The sequence below is a fragment of the Pseudomonas sp. RtIB026 genome, from assembly GCF_016861355.2.
GTDB classification, from domain to species: domain Bacteria; phylum Pseudomonadota; class Gammaproteobacteria; order Pseudomonadales; family Pseudomonadaceae; genus Aquipseudomonas; species Aquipseudomonas peradeniyensis.
Genome location: NZ_AP023348.2, coordinates 2972313 through 2989192 on the forward strand (window position 1 = coordinate 2972313; position 16880 = coordinate 2989192).

A 16880-nucleotide genomic window follows, 5' to 3' on the forward strand; every position below is an offset into this window, starting at 1 on the left:
CCAGAGGTTGGTGGCAAGGTCCGGAGAATCAGGCATGCATACTGGAGAATCGGCGGTGGGCGAGGCTGGTCCCGGCGCGCAGAATGCGTCGCCTGAATCGTTTCACTTGCACGAGGTGCCCCATGTACACCGCCATCGGTTACGCCGCCCAATCCCCCACCAGCCCCCTGGCCCCCATGACCTTCCAGCGCCGCAGCCCGCGGCCCGACGATGTGGTCATCGAGATCCTCTACTGTGGCGTGTGCCATTCCGATATCCACCAGGCCCGCAATGAATGGGGCATCGCCGTCTACCCGCTGATGCCGGGCCACGAGATCGTCGGCCGGGTCAGCGCGGTGGGCGCGCAGGTCAGCCGTTACCAGGTCGGTGATCTGGTCGGCGTCGGCTGCATGGTTGATTCCTGCCGCCAGTGCGAGGCCTGTCGCCAGGACGTCGAACAGTACTGCCTGGAAGGCCCGACCATGACCTACGCCACCCCCGACCGGGTCGACGGCAGCAACACGATGGGCGGCTACTCCAGCAGCATCGTGGTCAGCGAGCATTTCGTCCTGCGCATTCCCGAGGGCATGGACCTGGCCAGCGCGGCGCCGATCCTGTGCGCCGGCATCACCACCTATTCGCCCCTCAAGCACCACGGCGTGGGCCCCGGGCACAAGGTGGGCGTGCTGGGCATGGGTGGCCTGGGCCATATGGGCATCAAGCTGGCCAAGGCCCTGGGGGCGGAAGTGACCCTGTTCACCCGCTCCGCGGCCAAGGCCGAGGAAGCCCGTCGGCAGGGCGCCGACCATGTGATCGTCTCCACCGATGCCGAACAGATGCGCAGTGCGGCGGGTCGCTTCGATTTCCTGCTCGACACCATCCCGGTGCAGCACGACCTCAACCCCTACCTGCAAACCCTGAAGTTTGGCGGCGTGCACATCCTGGTCGGGCTGATCGAACCGGTTGATCCACCGGTACATGCGGCCAACCTGGTGATGCAGCGCCGGGTGCTGGCAGGTTCCTTGATCGGCGGTATCGCCGAAACCCAGGAGGTGCTCGACTTCTGCGCCGAGCACGGGATCAGCTGCGATATCGAAATGCTCGACATCCGTAACATCAACCAGGCCTACGAGCGGATGATCGCCGGCGACGTGAAGTACCGCTTCGTCATCGACATGGCCACGCTCAAGGCCTGACCAGGCGAGCTGGGCTTGTCCTGTGAAGCGTCACGCTACCTGAGCGGCGCCGCATAGCCCTGGCGCAGGTCCACGGCCCAGCCGTCGAGCACGGCCTTGACGTTGTCGGCGGTCATCACCTGGCGGTCGTTGTCCAGCGGCACGCCGGTACCCGCGAGCATCGCCTCGCCGACCACCTTGCCGCTTGCCCCCGCCTCGAACGACAGCTCGCTGGCGATCGCGCTGTCCCGGTCGCGAATGCCCGCGGCGCTGCTCACCCCGGCCGCGACCAGGGTGATCGGCAGCCACTCGTAGAAGCGCAGGCCCTGGGTGTCGGCGCTGATGCGGGTGATGGCCGGCCTGACCACCAGGGTGTTCGGGCCGGGCCTGTCGACCACCGTCATCACCTTGCCCAGTTCGTTGCGCAGTACCGCATCGTAGTAGTGGGTGATGCTGGCGAGGGTGGCCTGGGGGATGCGCGTGCTCGGCTCGGGAGCCGGGTAGAACCGGCTGGGTGCCAGGTAGACCTCGATGTAACGGCCCTTTGGCCATTTCGGGTCGGCCCAGCTGAGCACCGTTGCGCCCGAAGGCGCCTGGTGCGGGGTGAGTAATCCGTAATCCTTGAGGTAGCCGGTCGGTGTCGGCTTGTTGCTGCCGCACGCGGACAGGCCCAGGGTGGACGTCAGCACCAGCGCCATGAGGTGACGCCGGCTCATGGATGGCGCTCCTCCGGGATTGCCGCCTGCCAGGCCTGGGTGCCGACTTCCTGCGAGGAGTGGATGCGCAGTTGCCCGTGGGCCATCAACCAGTGGACCAGGTCGCGAATTGGCACGGTGTGGCTGTACTCGACCCATTCGCCGCTGGTGGGGTCGTAATGTTCGAAGTACCGGCGCAGGGTGATGTAGCCCTGGTTGTCCGCCAGCTCCAGGCTCTCCTGCTGCACGATCAGGGATCCGGTGTGCCCGCGGGTGGTGTTGCGCTGGCTGAGGATCAGGGGCATCGAACCTTCGTGCCCATCGGTGCTGTTGCGGCTGTCGGCTATTGTCATGGGAAGCCCTCGGTGATGGAAGGCTGGCAGGGTGAAGGGTTATCGTTGCCAGGTGATGTCCGCTTTGTGTCGTGCATGACGAAATGTTGCGCGATTGAAATAAATGACCCGCGTGGCGCAATGGTTTTAGATACGCCTTTTTTCCCGGATCGGTATCACCGTGAGCAGACTGTTGATCGTCGATGACGACGTCGAAATCCTCGCCTTGCTGAAGCAGTTCTTCGTCCAGCACGGCTACGAGGTGGACCTGGCCGCCGAGGGGCAGGCGATGTGGGCCGCCATCGCCCGGCAGCGCCCGGATGCGATCATCCTCGACCTGATGCTGCCCGGCGAAAGTGGCCTGGGCCTGTGTCAGAAGCTGCGTGCGCAGCTTGGCGTGCCGGTCATCATGCTCACCGCCATGGCCGAGCTGAGTGACCGCATCATCGGCCTGGAACTGGGCGCCGACGATTACCTGACCAAACCGTTCGATCCACGTGAACTGCTGGCCCGCCTGCGCGCCGTGCAGCGCCGGGTTGGTGAACAGCCACCGCGGGGCGAGGCGGCGCGACCGGTGATCGGTTTCGCCGGTTGGCAGCTGGACATCACTTGCCGCGAGCTGCGCTCGCCCGAGCGGGTGATGGTGCCGCTGTCCGGCGCCGAGTTCGACCTGCTGGTGGTGTTTCTCGAGCACCCGCAGCGCATCCTCACCCGCGAGCAGTTGATCGACCTTACCCGTGGCCATGGGCATGACGCCTTCGACCGCAGCATCGACGTGCAGGTCAGCCGCCTGCGGCGCAAGATCGAGCCCGACAGCAAGCGCCCGGACCTGATCCGCACCGTGCGCAATGGCGGCTACCTGTTCAGCGCCACGGTGACCCGCTCGTGATCCGTCGCCTGCTGGGTCGCGACACTCTGCGCAAGCGCATCGCCCTGACCATTTTCACCGCATTGCTCGCCTCGCTGGCGTTCAATGCCCTGTTCGTCCAGGTTGCCGGCAGCTGGGCACGCCCGCCCATCGAGCGCACCGGCCTGCTCGAACAGATCGCCGTGACCACCCGAGTGATCGAGACCGCGCCGGCGACGCTGCGCGGGCAGCTGGCCGAGGCGGCGAGCACGCCAACGCTGCGGGTGACCTGGAGTACCCGGCGTGACGACTTTGGCCTGCCTGGCCCGGGCACCATGCTCAATTCCGGGCAGGTGCCGGCGATGGCCCAGCTGCTGGGGCCCTCGCGGCCGATCGAAGTGTACAACCCGGATGACTGGCCCATGGGCAGCGCCGAGGCGCACTACGTGGCGCTGGTTGCCCTGGCTGATGACAGCTGGCTGCTGTTCGTGCCGCCTGAGCGCAGCTGGGGCATGAGCGCGACGGCGCGCCTGGCGGTGGTCATCGGCCTGGGGCTGGTGGCGACCTTGCTGGTGGCCTGGCTTGCTACCCGCCAACTGGCCGCGCCGCTGCAACGCTTTGCCAGCGCGGCGCGGCGCTTCGGCGGCGACCTGCAGGCGCCGCCCATCGCCATCGAGGGGCCCGAGGAAATCCGCCAGGCAATCATCGCCTTCAACACCATGCAGGCGCAGATCCAACACTTCCTCCGCGAGCGCACCCACATGCTCGCGGCCATCTCCCACGACCTGCGCGCGCCGTTGACGCGCATGCGCCTGCGCAGCGAGTTCATGGAAGACCTGGACCACCAGCGCAAGCTGATCCGCGACGTCGACGAGATGCAGACGATGATCAACGAGGCCCTGGCGTTCTTCCGCGAAGGCACGCAACTGGAGCAGCGCACGGCCTATGATTTGTCGGAGCTGTTGCAGACCCTGGTCGACGACTACCGCGACCAGCATCTGGACATCGCCTTCAAGGGCCCGGCGCACCTGGTGCATGACGGCCGCCCGCTGGCGACCAAGCGGGTGGTCGTCAACCTGGTGGAAAACGCCATGAAGTATGCCCGCGATCCGCAGATAACGCTGCGCCGCGCCGCTCACCTGATCGTCATCGAGGTTCGCGACAGTGGGCCAGGTATTCCCGAGGAGGCCCTGCAGCAGGTGTTCGAGCCATTCTACCGATTGGAGGGCTCGCGCAACCGTGACACCGGTGGCGTCGGCCTCGGCCTCTCGGCCGCCCGTGCCAGCGTGCGCGAGCAGGGCGGCGAGCTGACCTTGCGCAATCGCGTTGGCGGTGGGCTGGTGGCGCGGGTTGAACTGCCTGACGGGTCCTGAGCGGGTCAGTACACCCAGACCTCGACCCGGCGGTTGCGCAGGCGCCCCTGCTCCAGGTCGTTGCCGGCCACCGGCAGTTCGTCGCCCATGCCCGCCACGTCCCTGACCTGCACCCCGACGCGGGCCAGCTCGCGGCGCACCGCCATGGCCCGCAGGCGCGACAGCAGCGCGGCGCGGCCCGGTGTCTCCTTGGGATCGCCGAAGCCCACCAGCACCACCTTGCCCTGTAGCTTGCCGGCCTGGCGCAGGTAGTCGCCGACCCGCTGCACATCGCGCAGGGCCTTGTTGTCGAGGCCGGCGCTGCCTTCCTGGAAGCGGAAGTTCACGCTGAGGCGCTGGGCCTCGCCGGCCAGTGTCCGATAGCGTGGCGGCATGTCGCCCTGGGCCGCGACCTGCTGTGGCTTGATCTGCTGGGAAACGAAGCCCTGCTCGGCGACGATGGCCTGGCCGGCGGGACTTTGGGCAAACTCGGCGAGCGCCTTGGCCAGCGGCGTGGGGTGGGTGGGGAGGTAGAAGAACAGGCGACGCGACAGCGGGTAGTCCTCGCTGGCCACCAGGGCACGGCTGGGTGGCAGCGCTGGTGCATCGCCCTCGGCCACGGCCAGTGCCTTGGCCCGGTGGACCGTGGCCAGGCCGCTGAAACCGATGGCCTGGCGGTCGGCCATGACCTGGGCAGCCAGTTCGTCGGCGGACTCGAAGCGCCGCGCCTGGGTGGCCAGTGTCGCTTGCTGAGGGGTAAGCACCAGGGCCTTGAAGGTTTCGAAGGTGCCGGAGCGATCATCGCGGGCATACAGGTGGATCGCCCCGCCGGGCACGCCCAGCTGTTCCCAGCGTTGCAACTGGCCGGAGAACACCTGGGCCAGTTGCTCGGTGCTCAGTTGCGTGAGCGGGTTGTCCGGGTGGACGATCACCGCCACGCCATCCAGGCCGATCACCTGTTCCGAGCCCGCGCCGCGCAGGTTGCCCAGGGCCTGCAACTGTTGCGCCTCGCTGTCGCTGATCGGCCGCGAGGCCGCGGCCAGGTCGGCCTCGCCCCGGGCCAGCGCGGCAAAGCCGGTGCTGGTGCCGTGGGCGGCAATGTCGATGCGCACGGGCTGGCCATCCGGATCGCGGGCGTGGACCTCGGTCTCGTTGGCCGTGGCGCCGGGCCGGTGCTCGATGGCGCTTGCGCCCTGGGCCTGCAGCAGCCCCTGCACCAGGGCCGGGCCAAGGGCCGCGCCGATGGTGTTGGAGCCCTGGATATGCAGTTGCGCGGGCCCGGCGCAGGCCAGGCCCGGGAGCAGGCACAGCAGAAGCAGAAGCAGGCGAGGCATGCCGAAGACCCGTGGCACAGAGTTGCGCCGCAGATTACGACAGTTGCTTGACCGAAAGATGACAGTGTCCCGTAAGAGATCGCCCAGCCTATCTGGCTGGGCCGGCGGGCAGAGAACCTGTGGGAGCGGGTTTACCCGCGAAGCCGACACCGTGGTGGATGGCACGGGCTTCGCCCGTGTTCGCGGGCAAGCCCGCTCCCACAGGGATCGCGCCAGATTCTAAAAGTTAGCAAGACAGTTGCTCCCACAGGGACACCATTTCATGTGCGACAGCCCAGCCCGAGGGGCTGGGCGATCTCATGCAGGATATGTGTGAGCAACCCGGCTCAGCGCCCCTCCGGCACGATGATCCCGGCCGGCGCCTCGGCCGCCCGGCGGCGGGCCACGCAGTAATACAGCACGCTCGGCACCACCAGGCCGATCAGCCACGACACATCCACGCCGCCCAGGTGCGCGACCATGGGCCCGGTGTACAGCTTGGTGTCGATGAACGGCATCTGCACCAGCACGCCGAAGGTGTACACGCCGATGCCCGGCCAGTTCCAGCGCCCGTAGCGGCCGTCAGGGTCGGCCAGTGCCGGGATGTCGTAGCGTTCCTTGGTGATGAAGTAGTAGTCCACCAGGTTCACCGCGCTCCACGGCACGAAGAAGGTCAGCAGGAACAGGATGAACGACTTGAACGCGCTGAGGAACGAATGCTGGCCGAGCAGGGCGACCAGGGTCGCGGCGCCGACGATGCCAAGCACGAACACCAGTCGCTGTACCCGACTGATCTGCAGGTGACCCCGGAAACCGCTGATGATCGTGGCGATGCACATGAAGCTGCCGTAGCTGTTGAGGGTGGAGATGGTCACCTTGCCGAAGGCGATGCAAAAGTACAGCAGCGCCGCCGTGGTGCCGGCCCCGCCCAGGCCGACGATGTAGGCTACCTCGCGTCCGGAGAACTGGCCGCCGGCGATGGCCGCGGCGAACACGCCGAGGATCATCGAGGCCTGGGCGCCGATCACCGAGCCCAGGCCGGCGGCGAGGAAGGTCTTGAGCGGCGAGGTATGGCTGGGCAGGTAGCGCGAGTAGTCGGCCACGTACGGGCCGAAGGCGATCTGCCAGGACGCCGCCAGCGACACCGCCAGCAGGAAGCTGGCCCAGCTGAAATGGCGGTTGTCGAGCAGCTGGCCGATGTCGGCGAGCATCAGGATGCGGCTGAACAGGTAGACGAAGGCGATGATCCCCAGCACGCTGGCCACCCGACCGATCCAGTGAATCACCCGGTAGCCGGCCAGGGTCGCCAGCACGATCACTCCGGCGAAGATGAGAATGCCGGCGCTGTCGCTGATGCTCAGTAACTGGCCGATGGCCTGGCCGGACAGCACCGTGCCGGTGGCGGTGAAGCCCAGGTACATCAGGCACACCAGGGCCATGGGGATGGCCGCGCCGTACACGCCGAACTGCACCCGGCTGGAGATCATCTGCGGCAGCCCCAGGCGCGGCCCCTGGGCGGCGTGCAGGGCCATCACCGCGCCGCCGACCAGTTGCCCGAGCAGCAGGCCGATCAACGACCAGAACACATCGCCGCCCAGCACCACGGCCAGGGCGCCGGTGACGATCGCGGTGATCTGCAGGTTGGCTCCCAGCCACAGGGTGAATTGGCTGTAGACGCGTCCATGGCGTTCAGACTCGGGGATGTAGTCGATCGAGCGGCGCTCGATCACGGGTTTGCTGGACATCGGGGAGGGCTCCGCTTCGTTGTTTTTGTGAAAGGCGGCGGCTATCGGCGGGACGCAGGGCGGATGGCCGAAGCCCGATATGAGCATGTATATACAAGTCTGGTCAAGTGAAGCTTGCGCAGGGTTTTCATGAGTGTTCCGCAGCCATCACAGCCGACTGTTGCGCAAGGCTGGCGCGCAACTGTGCTGGTCCGAGGCGGCGCGATGCCCTTATGCTGTAACCAAATATGTCTATAACAAGCCTGAAGAAGGAATGCGTGCCATGCCACTCAAGGACCTGCTGATCGCCCTGGTGGTGATCATCGCCTGGGGCGTCAATTTTGTGGTCATCAAGGTCGGCCTCGACGGCCTGCCGCCGATGCTGCTGGGGGCATTGCGCTTTCTGCTGGTGGCCTTCCCGGCGGTGTTCCTGATCAAGCGCCCGAACCTGCCCTGGCGCTGGCTGATCGCCTACGGCGCGACCATCTCTCTGGGCCAGTTCGCCTTCCTGTTCCAGGCCATGGCCAGTGGCATGCCGCCGGGGCTGGCTTCGCTGGTGCTGCAGTCCCAGGCGTTCTTCACCCTGGGCTTTGCCGCGCTGTTCCTCGGCGAGCGGCTGCGCCTGGCCAGCGTGCTGGGCTTGCTGGTGGCCGCCGGCGGCCTGGCGGTGATCGGCAGCGAGGACAGCGGCCACGTGCCGTTGCTCGCACTGTTGCTGACCCTGTGCGGCGGCGCCATGTGGGGCATGGGCAACATCATCACCCGGCGCTTCGGCAAGGTCGACCTGGTCGCCCTGGTGATCTGGGGCGGGCTGATCCCGCCGCTGCCGTTCCTGGCGCTGTCCTGGTGGCTGGAAGGGCCCGAGCGCATCGGCCATGCCCTGGCCAACATCGGCTGGAGCTCGGTGCTGGCCCTGGCCTACCTGGCCTTCGTCGCCACCATGGTCGGCTACAGCCTGTGGAGCACCCTGTTGTCGCGCCACCCGGCGGGCAAGGTGGCGCCGTTCTCGCTGCTGGTGCCGGTGGTCGGCCTGAGCTCCTCGGCCGTGTTGCTGGGCGAGCGCCTGAGCGAGGCCCAGGGCTGGGGCGCGCTGCTGGTGATGCTCGGGCTGCTGATCAATGTGTTCGGGCCGCGCCTGGGGCTGCGTCTGCGCGCGGCTACCGCGCGCTGAAGGCCGATGCCCGCCGCGTCACACCAGCAAGGCCGACCACGCCGACACCAGCAGCAGGCCGGCGAGGCCCTGATTGAACACCCGCAGCGCCTGGGGCGAACGTAACCAGCGGGCGCTGCCGATGCCCATCAGCGCCCACGCGGTCATGCTCGGCAGGGCGATCAGCAGGAACACCAGGCTCAACCACCACATCGGCAGTGCCGGGCCGGCGAACAGGCCGACCATTGCCACCGCCGTCACCCACACCTTGGGGTTGACCACCTGCAGGGTCGCCGCGCTCAGCGGGTCCAGGCCGCTATCGCTGCCCGCCTGCAGCGGCGCACCGGCGCTGCGCAGCATCTTCCAGGCCAGCCAGCTGAGCCACAGGGCGCCCACCCAACTCATGGCCTGCTGCGCCAGCGGGTAGCGCAGCAGCACCTCGCCCAGCCCCAGGCCCACCAGCAGCACTACTGTTGCCGCCGCGCAGCACGCCGTCACAATCGGCGCCAGGCTGGCACGCAGGCCGCGTTGAGCACCGTGGGCGAGGATCAGCAGGTTGGTCGGCCCGGGGCTGATGCTGGCGGCCAGGGCGAAGAGGATGAAGGGCAACAGCGTATGCGACATGGTCAAGGCTCCGAGTGATCGAAGCGCCATGGTCGCGCCGGGCGCGGGTTCAGTCTGGAAGGTTTGAGCAGCGCTTGCGGTAGTCCGCCGGGGTCAGTCGGTAGGCGCGGCGGAACCAGCGCCCCAGATGGCTCTGGTCGGCAAAGCCCAGGGAGGTGGCGACGCTGGCCGGCGTTTCACCCAGGGCCAGCCGCCGCCGTGCACGGGCCAGGCGCAGCTGGATCAGGTAGGCATGCGGCGCCAGGCCGAACGCCGCCTTGAACGCCCGGGTCAGGCGGAAGCGGTCGACGCCGCACACCTGAGCCAGCTCGACCAGGCCGATGTCCTGGTCCAGGTGCGTGTGCAGGTAATCGCGGGCGACCTGGGCGCACAGCGGCAGGCGCGGATCGGGGGCCAGGCGCTTGCGCCAGTGCAGGTGGCCGGTGAGGCAGGCCAGCAGGTCGTCCAGGGCGGTCTGGCGGACGATGCGCAGGTCGTTGTAATGCACCGTCTCGAAGGCCCGGGCGGTGGCCCCGGCCAGGCGCGGATCCTGGTGCAGCAGGGTGCCGAAGCTGGGCAGGGCGCCCGAGGGCGCGTGTTCGAACAGGGCGCGCAGCTCGGTTTCCAGCCAGTTGGCATCCAGGTACAGGGTCGAGTAGGTGAAACCCTCAACGGTGGGTGCATGGCCGTCGTGCAGGTCGCCCGGCTCGAGCACGAACACCTGGCCGGGGGTGCTGTTGTGGCGTGCGCGGCGGCAGTTGAATTGCTGCACGCCCTGTTCGGTCACCCCGACCAGGAAGCTGTCGTGCCAGTGCGGGTCGTAGGCATGGCCGGTGAAATGGGCGCGGACCGACTCGATGCCGGTGTCGGCGTCCTGTCTGAGGTCGATCCAGTTGCTCATGGGCGCGGGCCGTGTGGGTGTCGGTAGACGACCTTAACGCAGAAACGGCCCGGGCGTTTAGAACGATTGTGCAGCCGTCAGCGCTGGGCGAATGCCAGGTTGATGCCGAGCCCGGCGAACGAGGCGGCGAAGCTGCGCCGTAGCCAGGCCTGTACCTGGGGCGAGTCGATCACGGCGCGGCGGAACAGGTGGGCGAGCAGGCCGTAGATCACGAAGACGACAAAGGTCATGGCCATGAACACCGCACTCAGGCCGAGCATCTGCACGGTCGCGGAACCGGCCTGGGGGCTGATGAACTGCGGCAGGAAGGCGAGGAAGAACAGCGTCAGCTTGGGGTTGAGGATGTTCAGCAGGCAGGCCTTGAGCACCAGTTGGCCGGCGCTGGCTGGGGCGGCCTGGGTGTCCACGGCGAAGGCCGCGCGGTCACGCCAGGTGGCGTAGGCCAGGTACAGCAGGTAGGCGACGCCGGCGAACTTCAGGCCCTGGAAGGCCAGGGCGCTGGTGTGCAGCAAGGCCGAGAGGCCCAGCACCGAGGCCAGCAGGTGCGGGACGATACCCAGGGTGCAGCCGGAGGCAGTCCACAGGCAGGCGCGGCGCCCGGCCACCAGGGCGCTGGAGACGGTGAGGATGACCCCGCTGCCGGGAATCAGCACGATGATCAGCGCGGTAACGAGAAACTCCAGGCTCGGCATGAATGACAGCTCCTTGCAGTCGGGGGTGGATGCACTATACGCCCGGCGACAGCGGCTGCAACATGCCCTCCGGGCGCAGCGTGGCGAAGCGCTCGCGCAGCCACAGGTGCAGCTGGGCCACCGCCGGGGTGAGCTGCTTGCGGTGCGGGCATACCAGGGTCACCGGGGTCAGCTCGCCGGGGTGTTCGGGCAGCAGGACCTCCAGCTCGCCGGCGGCAACATTGGCGCTGACATCCAGCCACGACTTGTAGACGATGCCTTCGCCTTCCAGCGCCCAGCGCCGCACCACGTCGGCGTCGTCGCTGAACAGCGGCCCGCGCACCTGCACGGTGCGGTTGCCCAGCCGCCATTTGTCGTAGACCCGGCTCTGTTGCAGGTACAGCAGGCAGTCGTGCTGCTGCAGGTCGTCGGGGCTGTCCGGCCGGCCATGGCGGGCCAGGTAGTCGGGCGAGGCCACCAGCACCCGACGGTTCCACGGTGCCAGGGGCAGGGCAATGTAGTTGGCGTCCTCGTTCTGGCCGTAGCGGATAGCGACATCCACCGGGTCGCGGTAGAGGTCGGCCAGTTGGTCGGAGAGAAAGAAGCGCAGGCCGAGCCCCGGATGCTCGCGACGAAACGCGCTGAGCCAGGGCCGCAGCAGGTTGCGCCCCATGTCTGATGGTGCCGCCACCTGCAGCACGCCGCGCAGGCAACTGTGGCTGCCGTGCAGGTCCTCGCGGCCCTGGCGCAGGGCATCGAGCACGCGCTGGGCGGTGGGCAGGTACAGCTCGCCCTCGGCGGTCAGGCGCAGGCTGCGGGTGGTGCGGGCGAACAGGCGCACATCCAGTTCGCGTTCCAGGCGCTTGATCGCCGCCGCCACCTGGCCGGGCAGCAGGTCGGCCTCGTGGGCCGCAGCGGTAAAGCTGCCCAGGGCGCTGGCACGGGCGAACAGTTCGAGATCGTTGATGCGCAGCATTTTCACTCCAGGGATGAAAGTGTTGCTGCATTGTGCTGGTTTTTCTTTGCCGCCGGGAAGATAAGATGCGGCTCATTCACGATCCCTTTGAGGAATTGCCGTAGATGGATACCGTTGCCCTCGCCAAACGCCGTTACACCACCAAAGCCTACGACGCCAGCCGCAGGATTCCCCAGGCCACCATCGATGCCTTGCTCGAGCAGCTGCGCCACAGCCCGTCCTCGGTCAACTCGCAGCCCTGGCACTTCGTCGTGGCCGACAGCGCCGAAGGCAAGGCGCGCCTGGCCAAGGCCACCGATGAGCGTTTCGCCTACAACAGCCCGAAGCTGCGCGACGCCTCCCATGTGATCGTGTTCGCCGCCCGCACCAACATGACCGAAGCCCACCTGCAGGCGGTGCTGGCGCAGGAGGCCGCCGACGGGCGCTTCCGCACCGAACAGGCCCGTGATGGCCAGGACCAGACCCGCCGCGGCTACGTCGACCTGCACCGCCATGACTTCAAGGACCTGCAGCACTGGATGGAGAAGCAGGTCTACCTGGCCCTGGGCACCGCACTGCTGGGCGCCGCCGCCCACGGCCTGGACGCCACGCCGATCGAAGGCTTCGACGCCAAGGCCCTGGACGCCGAACTGGGCCTGCGCGAGCAGGGCTTCACCAGCGTGGTGCTGCTGAGCCTGGGCTATCGCAGCGAGGAGGATTTCAATGCCGGGCTGAGCAAGTCGCGGTTGGCGGCGGCGGAGGTGTTTACTTTTCTGTGATTGGCGGTAGGTAGTCCCGCTTAACTGGGGCAGCGTTGCAGCCAGTAATGCTGACGGTGAGCGGGCTTCTTCGATGCGACTCGACTAGCCAGCCCGGATCACCTTCTATCATGACGCCGCCAAGGCTCCTCGTGTCTCCCTCGCGTGGCACCAGTCTCGATGATCGACGAAGACGACAGGCTTCATGGCAACTCAGCCAGTGGAGCGGTTTGTGGAGCCGTTCGCGATTCGCGGTCTATCGCTTCTGGCCACTTGACCTCTGCTCCCAGACGCTTGGCGAACTGATACCAGAGGAGAAGGTTGTGATCTTCATTGTGTGGGGCAGGTGAAACAGCATCGAGACCATGTTGCATGTAAGTGCAGATGTAGGCCCAGATGGACTCTTCCCCGTACGTATTACTCAAAGAGAACCGGTCGATGACCTTGTTGGTGCCCGGTTCGACGACGGACAACATGATCCCTGTCTTCACGAGGTGCGAGCCTTGGTGGGTGACAGCCTGCTTTCTCCAGCGTTCGGCGCGTACATCCTTCCAGTCGTAGCTGACGATTTTTATTGGCCATGGGATGAAGGGGTTCCACCAACAGAACGTAAAGTTGTAAGCGTAGATTTTTTGACGGGAACGGTTGAAACGTATTGGCTCGTCGCGCGGGGCGGTGCGGACTAGGCGAAAATATATTGCTACCTGCCAAGTTATAATGGATATTAGTATTGATATGGTTAATAGTGACTCGTAGTCATTGTGCTGGATGCTGGTTGCTATTATTCTTGTGCCAAGAATGATTGTTGTAATGCTTAATGGAATGCACAGGGTTAATAGTCCCCCAGTGTTGACTGAGTTGCGAGGTATCTCTACGTAGATGTCGTCTTGATGGTTTGAGTTTAGCAGTATGGGAGAAGGGTCGACTTTAGTCGGGGCGTTTGGGAGGTTGAAGTCCTCTTTCCAGCCTGGACACGGAGGAATCAGGATAGGTCTTTTCATTTTTATCCCCTTACGTCCAGTTTGTCCTGTTTTTTTACCAATTTCGCGAAATTTGTGGTGTCGTCCTTGTTGGGCCAATAGCTGACTGTTAACTCAAAGGCGTCGATAGTTTTGAAATCTGCGGTTGGTGTACTCCCTTCTATTCTTAGAGTCTTTCCTTGGCGAGAACTATCCTCTGGGCTGCCAGTGTTCTCATATAACTCGGTTTTTTCCTTGTCGCTGTCTCCTGAGTACACGGTCGGCACAGTGTTTCTACCCGGTGAATAAACCACCAGTGTCCATTCGTATCTTGCCTGTTCGTGAGCAAAGTTAGGAATGGTGATTGTGTAGTTCAGACGTGTTTCGAGTGGAACCGAGAAGCTGTCCTTCAGCGTGACGAACGGCTCTATCGTTTTCGGAGGGTGTGTTTCTTTGAATGTTATATCTATCGAGGCGTGAGCAGTGATGCCCACTAGGGCTGCATTGAGAGCACCTATAGCGTTGTCATTGTCTTCTGCGACCTGCCATTCACGATGTGACGCTGGTAGCCCCCATCTGGACTGGCGAGCCCAGATTTCCAGTGGAGACGATTCGTTTTTTTTTGCGATCGTAGCAAGCGTGTAGGCCGAAAGTGCAAGTAATAGTGCTATACCTACAGGGCCTAGGAATGCGGTCCCAAAGTAAAGTGTGCTTACTCCTACGAATGCTGAACCAATCGCAGATAGGCCTGCAATATTATATTTTTGGTTGGATGCTAGATCGCCTTGTGCACCTGTTCGTTGAGCCGCTAGTAAATAATTTGTTCCTTCTGCAATACCAGCGACAGCAGCAATGGCACCACCGTACTTCACCAGTTGCGTCCCCTGCATCAATGTCGAGCCCGCCGTCACGGCGACCCGAGCAGGCCGCAATATCTCGATCGCTTTCCCTGTCGCCTCAATACTCAAGCCCAAAACCCCGATGGACGACGACCACACCGCCGCCAGCGCTTCGGCCTCCGCATTGCCGGGGGTCGCAGTCAGCGCGTCATGATTCCTGCGCAGGCTGTCCTGCTGGAACCACAACCCACCCAGGCTCAACATCAGGTCCGCGCGGCCCGGCCCCAGGCCAGACAAGCCACTGCGCAGATTGCCCATGGCTTCACGGGCCAGGGCGCGGGTCTGCTCCGCGCTCAGGCTGAGCAGGCGCAGGCTGTGGGCGGCCTGGTATTGCAGGCTGTCGGCCCCTATGCGCACGCTGCGCAACGCCTCGCCAGCGTCGGTACCCACGCTGGCCTGCAGGTGCTGCAACCGGGCCTGCAGGTCCTCGGCGCTCTCCATGGTCCAGAGCACCAGCTCCACGACCTTGCCGTGCTTGCCGGACACTGCCGCGGTGATGGCGCCGCTGAGCAGCATGGCGTTGACCTTGTGCGCGGCGGGTTTGCGAAAGGCCTGGTCCAGCTGGCCCAGCAGCGCATCGGTACGCGCCTGCAGGCCTTCGTTGAGCAGCTTCAGGTATTCGCCCGCCCTGAGCGGCACGACGAGCTGCGTCATGTGCTGCCCGGCAAAACGCAGCAGCGCCGCGCTGTGCACGTAGCCGATCATCTGCTGGGCGCCGACGGACAGGTGTTGGTGGAGGGTGTTGCCGGCATTGGCGGTGGCGGCGAGCAACTGGCCGATGGCGTCGCGCACCGGCTTGACCATCAACTGCTGGCCCTCGTAGCTGGTGGTGAGGCCCTTGACCGTGTCGTAGACCTTGCTCAGGTCCTGGCTGGTCAAGGCCTCCAGCAGTTGCCGGAGCAGGCCCTGGTGCTTGGCGACCAGGGCCTGGTACAGCAGGCTGTCGGGGTCTTCCAGTTCCTGTTGCCACAGCCGTTGGCTCGCGCCGAGCGCGGCGCCGTCCTGCGGCTGGGTTTCGCTGGGGCCGCCGTACAGACAGGTGCCCAGCATGCGTACGAAGTACTCCGTCGAGCGCCAGTCGATGGCGCTGTAGTCGTTGTAGGCGATGCGTTGAAACGCCGGGGCGGCGTAGAGCTCGGCATACAAGGTGGCGAGCTGGTCGATCAGCTGTTGGCGGTTGTGCAGTTCGGTCTCGTAGGCGCTGGCGAAGGCGCTGCGCTCACCTTCGTCGTAGCGTTCCTCGAAGCGCTCCCGTGCTTGCTGCTGCTTGCGTTCGATCCGGCGCGGCAACTGGGCCTCGACATCCACGGCGGGGAGGGGAGCCTTGGCGGCGAGCAGGGGGCTGCTGTTCCAGCGCTCCACCTCCCGTGCTTCTCGCTCGACTTCGGCGGCGGCCTCGCCGGCGGCCAGCGTGGCGTTCAGCTCGCGAATGCCGAGCAGGGCCAGGGAGGTGAAATGCTCGAAGTGCCGTTGCGGCTCGGCGCGCCAGGCCTGCAGGGCCTGGACCCAGGCGAGGCGTTGCGCGTTGCACTCCTGGACCATGCCGACGGGGTCTGGCACCGTCAGCGCGAGCACGCCATCGGCGAGCTCTTCGCGTTGTATCAGGGCAGCGATGTACGTGCGTGTGGCCGCCAGGCGCTCGAGGCGAGGGTAGAAGCCATGGACGCTGGTGAAGGGGCCGGTGCTTGGCACGGCGTATTCCAGGACCTCGTCGAGTTGCAGGCGGTCTGCGTGCATGGCCCGGCCCACGCTGCCGGGCGCTTCGCGGGCCGCTTTCAGGTCGAGAGCCTGGAAGCGGCTGGTGAGCTCGGGGTCGTTGTTCGCGATGGCGTGCTTGTACTGGTCCAGCACGGGCTTGGGCCAGGGATCGTTGGCGAAGGCGATCCAGGCGGTCGAGTACAGCAGGGTGTTGATGTTGATGAACGACGCGATGACATCGTGATGTTCTTGCCGGCAGGCCGTGGACAAGGGCTTGCCGGCTTGCGGGGGAGGCTGGAAGGCTGGGAACTGGCGCAGGGCCCCTTCGGGGGTGACCTGGTAGGCGTGCCAGACCCGTTGATCGAGCAGCACGTAGACATAGCCCTGGCGCAGGATGCGCAACTGTTCGTTGTGCATGGGGATGCCGGCGATACCGTTGTAGTTGGGCAGGTTGCGCGTGCTCAGGGTCTTGGGGCTGGGGGCGTAGGCGGTACGTAATAGGAGGATGGGCAGGCCTATACGCTGGCAGGCGGAACAGCGGGGCTTGGGGACGGGGATGGCTTGGCGTTGTGCGTCCAGGATGGATTGACTGAGGCTGAGGGTCATGGATAGCTCCGAGACTGGGGCAGCGCGGCGACAACTTTGGACCAGTCGTGCGGGATGGCCGGTTTGTCGAGCTGATGGCCGAGGGCCGCGTCGGGGCTGTTGATTACCTGCTGAAGTGTTCCGGGGGAATTTCGCATAAGGTCCTCGCTGGCAATGGCCGTACCGTCGTGCAGGCCCATGGCTGGCTGTTGCAGCCAGCCACGGGCGACGTTACGCAGACTTGAAACACTAGCGAGGAACGGATTGTGGGTGGTCAGCAGGGC

The 16880-nt window shown here is 65.6% G+C and carries 15 protein-coding genes; 5 read left to right on the forward strand and 10 right to left on the reverse strand.

The window, feature by feature from the left end; all coding sequences use genetic code 11:
• The first annotated feature begins 122 nt into the window (after window positions 1-122).
• Entirely contained in the window at window positions 123-1175 is a 1053-nt protein-coding gene (locus tag PRtIB026_RS13460; RefSeq protein ID WP_203647196.1) for an NAD(P)-dependent alcohol dehydrogenase, read from the forward strand.
• A 35-nt stretch (window positions 1176-1210) separates the two neighbouring features.
• Here PRtIB026_RS13460 and PRtIB026_RS13465 read toward each other — a convergent pair whose 3' ends face one another.
• Window positions 1211-1870, reverse strand: a complete 660-nt coding sequence (locus tag PRtIB026_RS13465; protein WP_203647193.1) for a DUF3313 domain-containing protein — start codon at window positions 1868-1870, stop codon at window positions 1211-1213.
• On the reverse strand, window positions 1867-2202 hold the full coding sequence (locus tag PRtIB026_RS13470; RefSeq protein WP_203647191.1) for a hypothetical protein: 336 nt from the start codon (window positions 2200-2202) through the stop codon (window positions 1867-1869). The genes PRtIB026_RS13465 and PRtIB026_RS13470 overlap by 4 nt, the downstream gene beginning before the upstream one ends.
• 154 nt (window positions 2203-2356) lie before the next feature.
• On the opposite strand from PRtIB026_RS13470, the gene PRtIB026_RS13475 reads away from it, so the two are divergent.
• On the forward strand, window positions 2357-3070 hold the full coding sequence (locus PRtIB026_RS13475; protein ID WP_232857155.1) for a response regulator: 714 nt from the start codon (window positions 2357-2359) through the stop codon (window positions 3068-3070).
• On the forward strand, window positions 3067-4401 hold the full coding sequence (locus PRtIB026_RS13480) for an ATP-binding protein (protein ID WP_203647189.1): 1335 nt from the start codon (window positions 3067-3069) through the stop codon (window positions 4399-4401). The genes PRtIB026_RS13475 and PRtIB026_RS13480 overlap by 4 nt, the downstream gene beginning before the upstream one ends.
• Window positions 4402-4406: 5 nt before the next feature.
• Here the strand turns inward: PRtIB026_RS13480 and PRtIB026_RS13485 are convergent, their stop codons facing one another.
• Window positions 4407-5714: a phosphate ABC transporter substrate-binding/OmpA family protein gene (locus PRtIB026_RS13485; protein WP_203647187.1), complete on the reverse strand. Its 1308-nt coding sequence runs from the start codon at window positions 5712-5714 to the stop codon at window positions 4407-4409.
• Window positions 5715-6040: 326 nt separating this feature from the next.
• A complete protein-coding gene (locus PRtIB026_RS13490) occupies window positions 6041-7438 on the reverse strand; it encodes a purine-cytosine permease family protein (protein WP_203647185.1) in 1398 nt (465 codons plus the stop codon).
• A gap of 262 nt (window positions 7439-7700) precedes the next feature.
• Here PRtIB026_RS13490 and PRtIB026_RS13495 point away from each other — a divergent pair, with 262 nt between their 5' ends.
• Window positions 7701-8588 (forward strand): EamA family transporter, encoded by an 888-nt coding sequence (locus PRtIB026_RS13495; RefSeq protein ID WP_203647183.1) that lies wholly within the window; start codon window positions 7701-7703, stop codon window positions 8586-8588.
• A gap of 18 nt (window positions 8589-8606) precedes the next feature.
• Here the strand turns inward: PRtIB026_RS13495 and PRtIB026_RS13500 are convergent, their stop codons facing one another.
• The 4 genes from PRtIB026_RS13500 to PRtIB026_RS13515 all read right to left on the reverse strand — a co-directional run bounded on the left by PRtIB026_RS13500 (window position 8607) and on the right by PRtIB026_RS13515 (window position 11718).
• Window positions 8607-9191 carry a LysE family translocator gene (locus PRtIB026_RS13500; RefSeq protein ID WP_203647181.1) on the reverse strand — a complete coding sequence of 195 codons (585 nt, stop codon included), beginning with the start codon at window positions 9189-9191 and terminating at the stop codon, window positions 8607-8609.
• Window positions 9192-9240: 49 nt separating this feature from the next.
• Window positions 9241-10071, reverse strand: a complete 831-nt coding sequence (locus tag PRtIB026_RS13505) for an AraC family transcriptional regulator (protein ID WP_203647179.1) — start codon at window positions 10069-10071, stop codon at window positions 9241-9243.
• A 77-nt stretch (window positions 10072-10148) separates the two neighbouring features.
• Window positions 10149-10763: a LysE family translocator gene (locus tag PRtIB026_RS13510; RefSeq protein ID WP_267812155.1), complete on the reverse strand. Its 615-nt coding sequence runs from the start codon at window positions 10761-10763 to the stop codon at window positions 10149-10151.
• Window positions 10764-10797: 34 nt separating this feature from the next.
• The gene (locus tag PRtIB026_RS13515; protein ID WP_203647177.1) at window positions 10798-11718 is read right to left on the reverse strand and encodes a LysR family transcriptional regulator; all 921 of its coding nucleotides are present in this window, start codon (window positions 11716-11718) and stop codon (window positions 10798-10800) included.
• Window positions 11719-11822: 104 nt separating this feature from the next.
• On the opposite strand from PRtIB026_RS13515, the gene nfsB reads away from it, so the two are divergent.
• Window positions 11823-12476, forward strand: a complete 654-nt coding sequence (gene nfsB, locus PRtIB026_RS13520) for an oxygen-insensitive NAD(P)H nitroreductase (RefSeq protein WP_110733882.1) — start codon at window positions 11823-11825, stop codon at window positions 12474-12476.
• 182 nt (window positions 12477-12658) lie between these two features.
• Here the strand turns inward: nfsB and PRtIB026_RS13525 are convergent, their stop codons facing one another.
• A complete protein-coding gene (locus tag PRtIB026_RS13525; RefSeq protein WP_244670911.1) occupies window positions 12659-13456 on the reverse strand; it encodes a DUF6708 domain-containing protein in 798 nt (265 codons plus the stop codon).
• A 2-nt stretch (window positions 13457-13458) separates the two neighbouring features.
• Window positions 13459-16617 carry a T6SS effector BTH_I2691 family protein gene (locus PRtIB026_RS13530; protein WP_203647175.1) on the reverse strand — a complete coding sequence of 1053 codons (3159 nt, stop codon included), beginning with the start codon at window positions 16615-16617 and terminating at the stop codon, window positions 13459-13461.
• Between the last annotated feature and the right edge of the window lie 263 nt (window positions 16618-16880).

Bases quoted from the DNA above. Each gene is read 5' to 3' on its own strand.
- PRtIB026_RS13460 (WP_203647196.1), top strand. From the start codon at position 123: ATGTACACCGCCATCGGTTACGCCGCCCAATCCCCCACCAGCCCCCTG.
- PRtIB026_RS13465 (WP_203647193.1), bottom strand. From the start codon at position 1,870: ATGAGCCGGCGTCACCTCATGGCGCTGGTGCTGACGTCCACCCTGGGC.
- PRtIB026_RS13470 (WP_203647191.1), bottom strand. From the start codon at position 2,202: ATGACAATAGCCGACAGCCGCAACAGCACCGATGGGCACGAAGGTTCG.
- PRtIB026_RS13485 (WP_203647187.1), bottom strand. From the start codon at position 5,714: ATGCCTCGCCTGCTTCTGCTTCTGCTGTGCCTGCTCCCGGGCCTGGCC.
- PRtIB026_RS13490 (WP_203647185.1), bottom strand. From the start codon at position 7,438: ATGTCCAGCAAACCCGTGATCGAGCGCCGCTCGATCGACTACATCCCC.
- PRtIB026_RS13495 (WP_203647183.1), top strand. From the start codon at position 7,701: ATGCCACTCAAGGACCTGCTGATCGCCCTGGTGGTGATCATCGCCTGG.
- PRtIB026_RS13500 (WP_203647181.1), bottom strand. From the start codon at position 9,191: ATGTCGCATACGCTGTTGCCCTTCATCCTCTTCGCCCTGGCCGCCAGC.
- PRtIB026_RS13505 (WP_203647179.1), bottom strand. From the start codon at position 10,071: ATGAGCAACTGGATCGACCTCAGACAGGACGCCGACACCGGCATCGAG.
- PRtIB026_RS13510 (WP_267812155.1), bottom strand. From the start codon at position 10,763: ATGCCGAGCCTGGAGTTTCTCGTTACCGCGCTGATCATCGTGCTGATT.
- PRtIB026_RS13515 (WP_203647177.1), bottom strand. From the start codon at position 11,718: ATGCTGCGCATCAACGATCTCGAACTGTTCGCCCGTGCCAGCGCCCTG.
- nfsB (WP_110733882.1), top strand. From the start codon at position 11,823: ATGGATACCGTTGCCCTCGCCAAACGCCGTTACACCACCAAAGCCTAC.
- PRtIB026_RS13525 (WP_244670911.1), bottom strand. From the start codon at position 13,456: ATGAAAAGACCTATCCTGATTCCTCCGTGTCCAGGCTGGAAAGAGGAC.
- PRtIB026_RS13530 (WP_203647175.1), bottom strand. From the start codon at position 16,617: ATGACCCTCAGCCTCAGTCAATCCATCCTGGACGCACAACGCCAAGCC.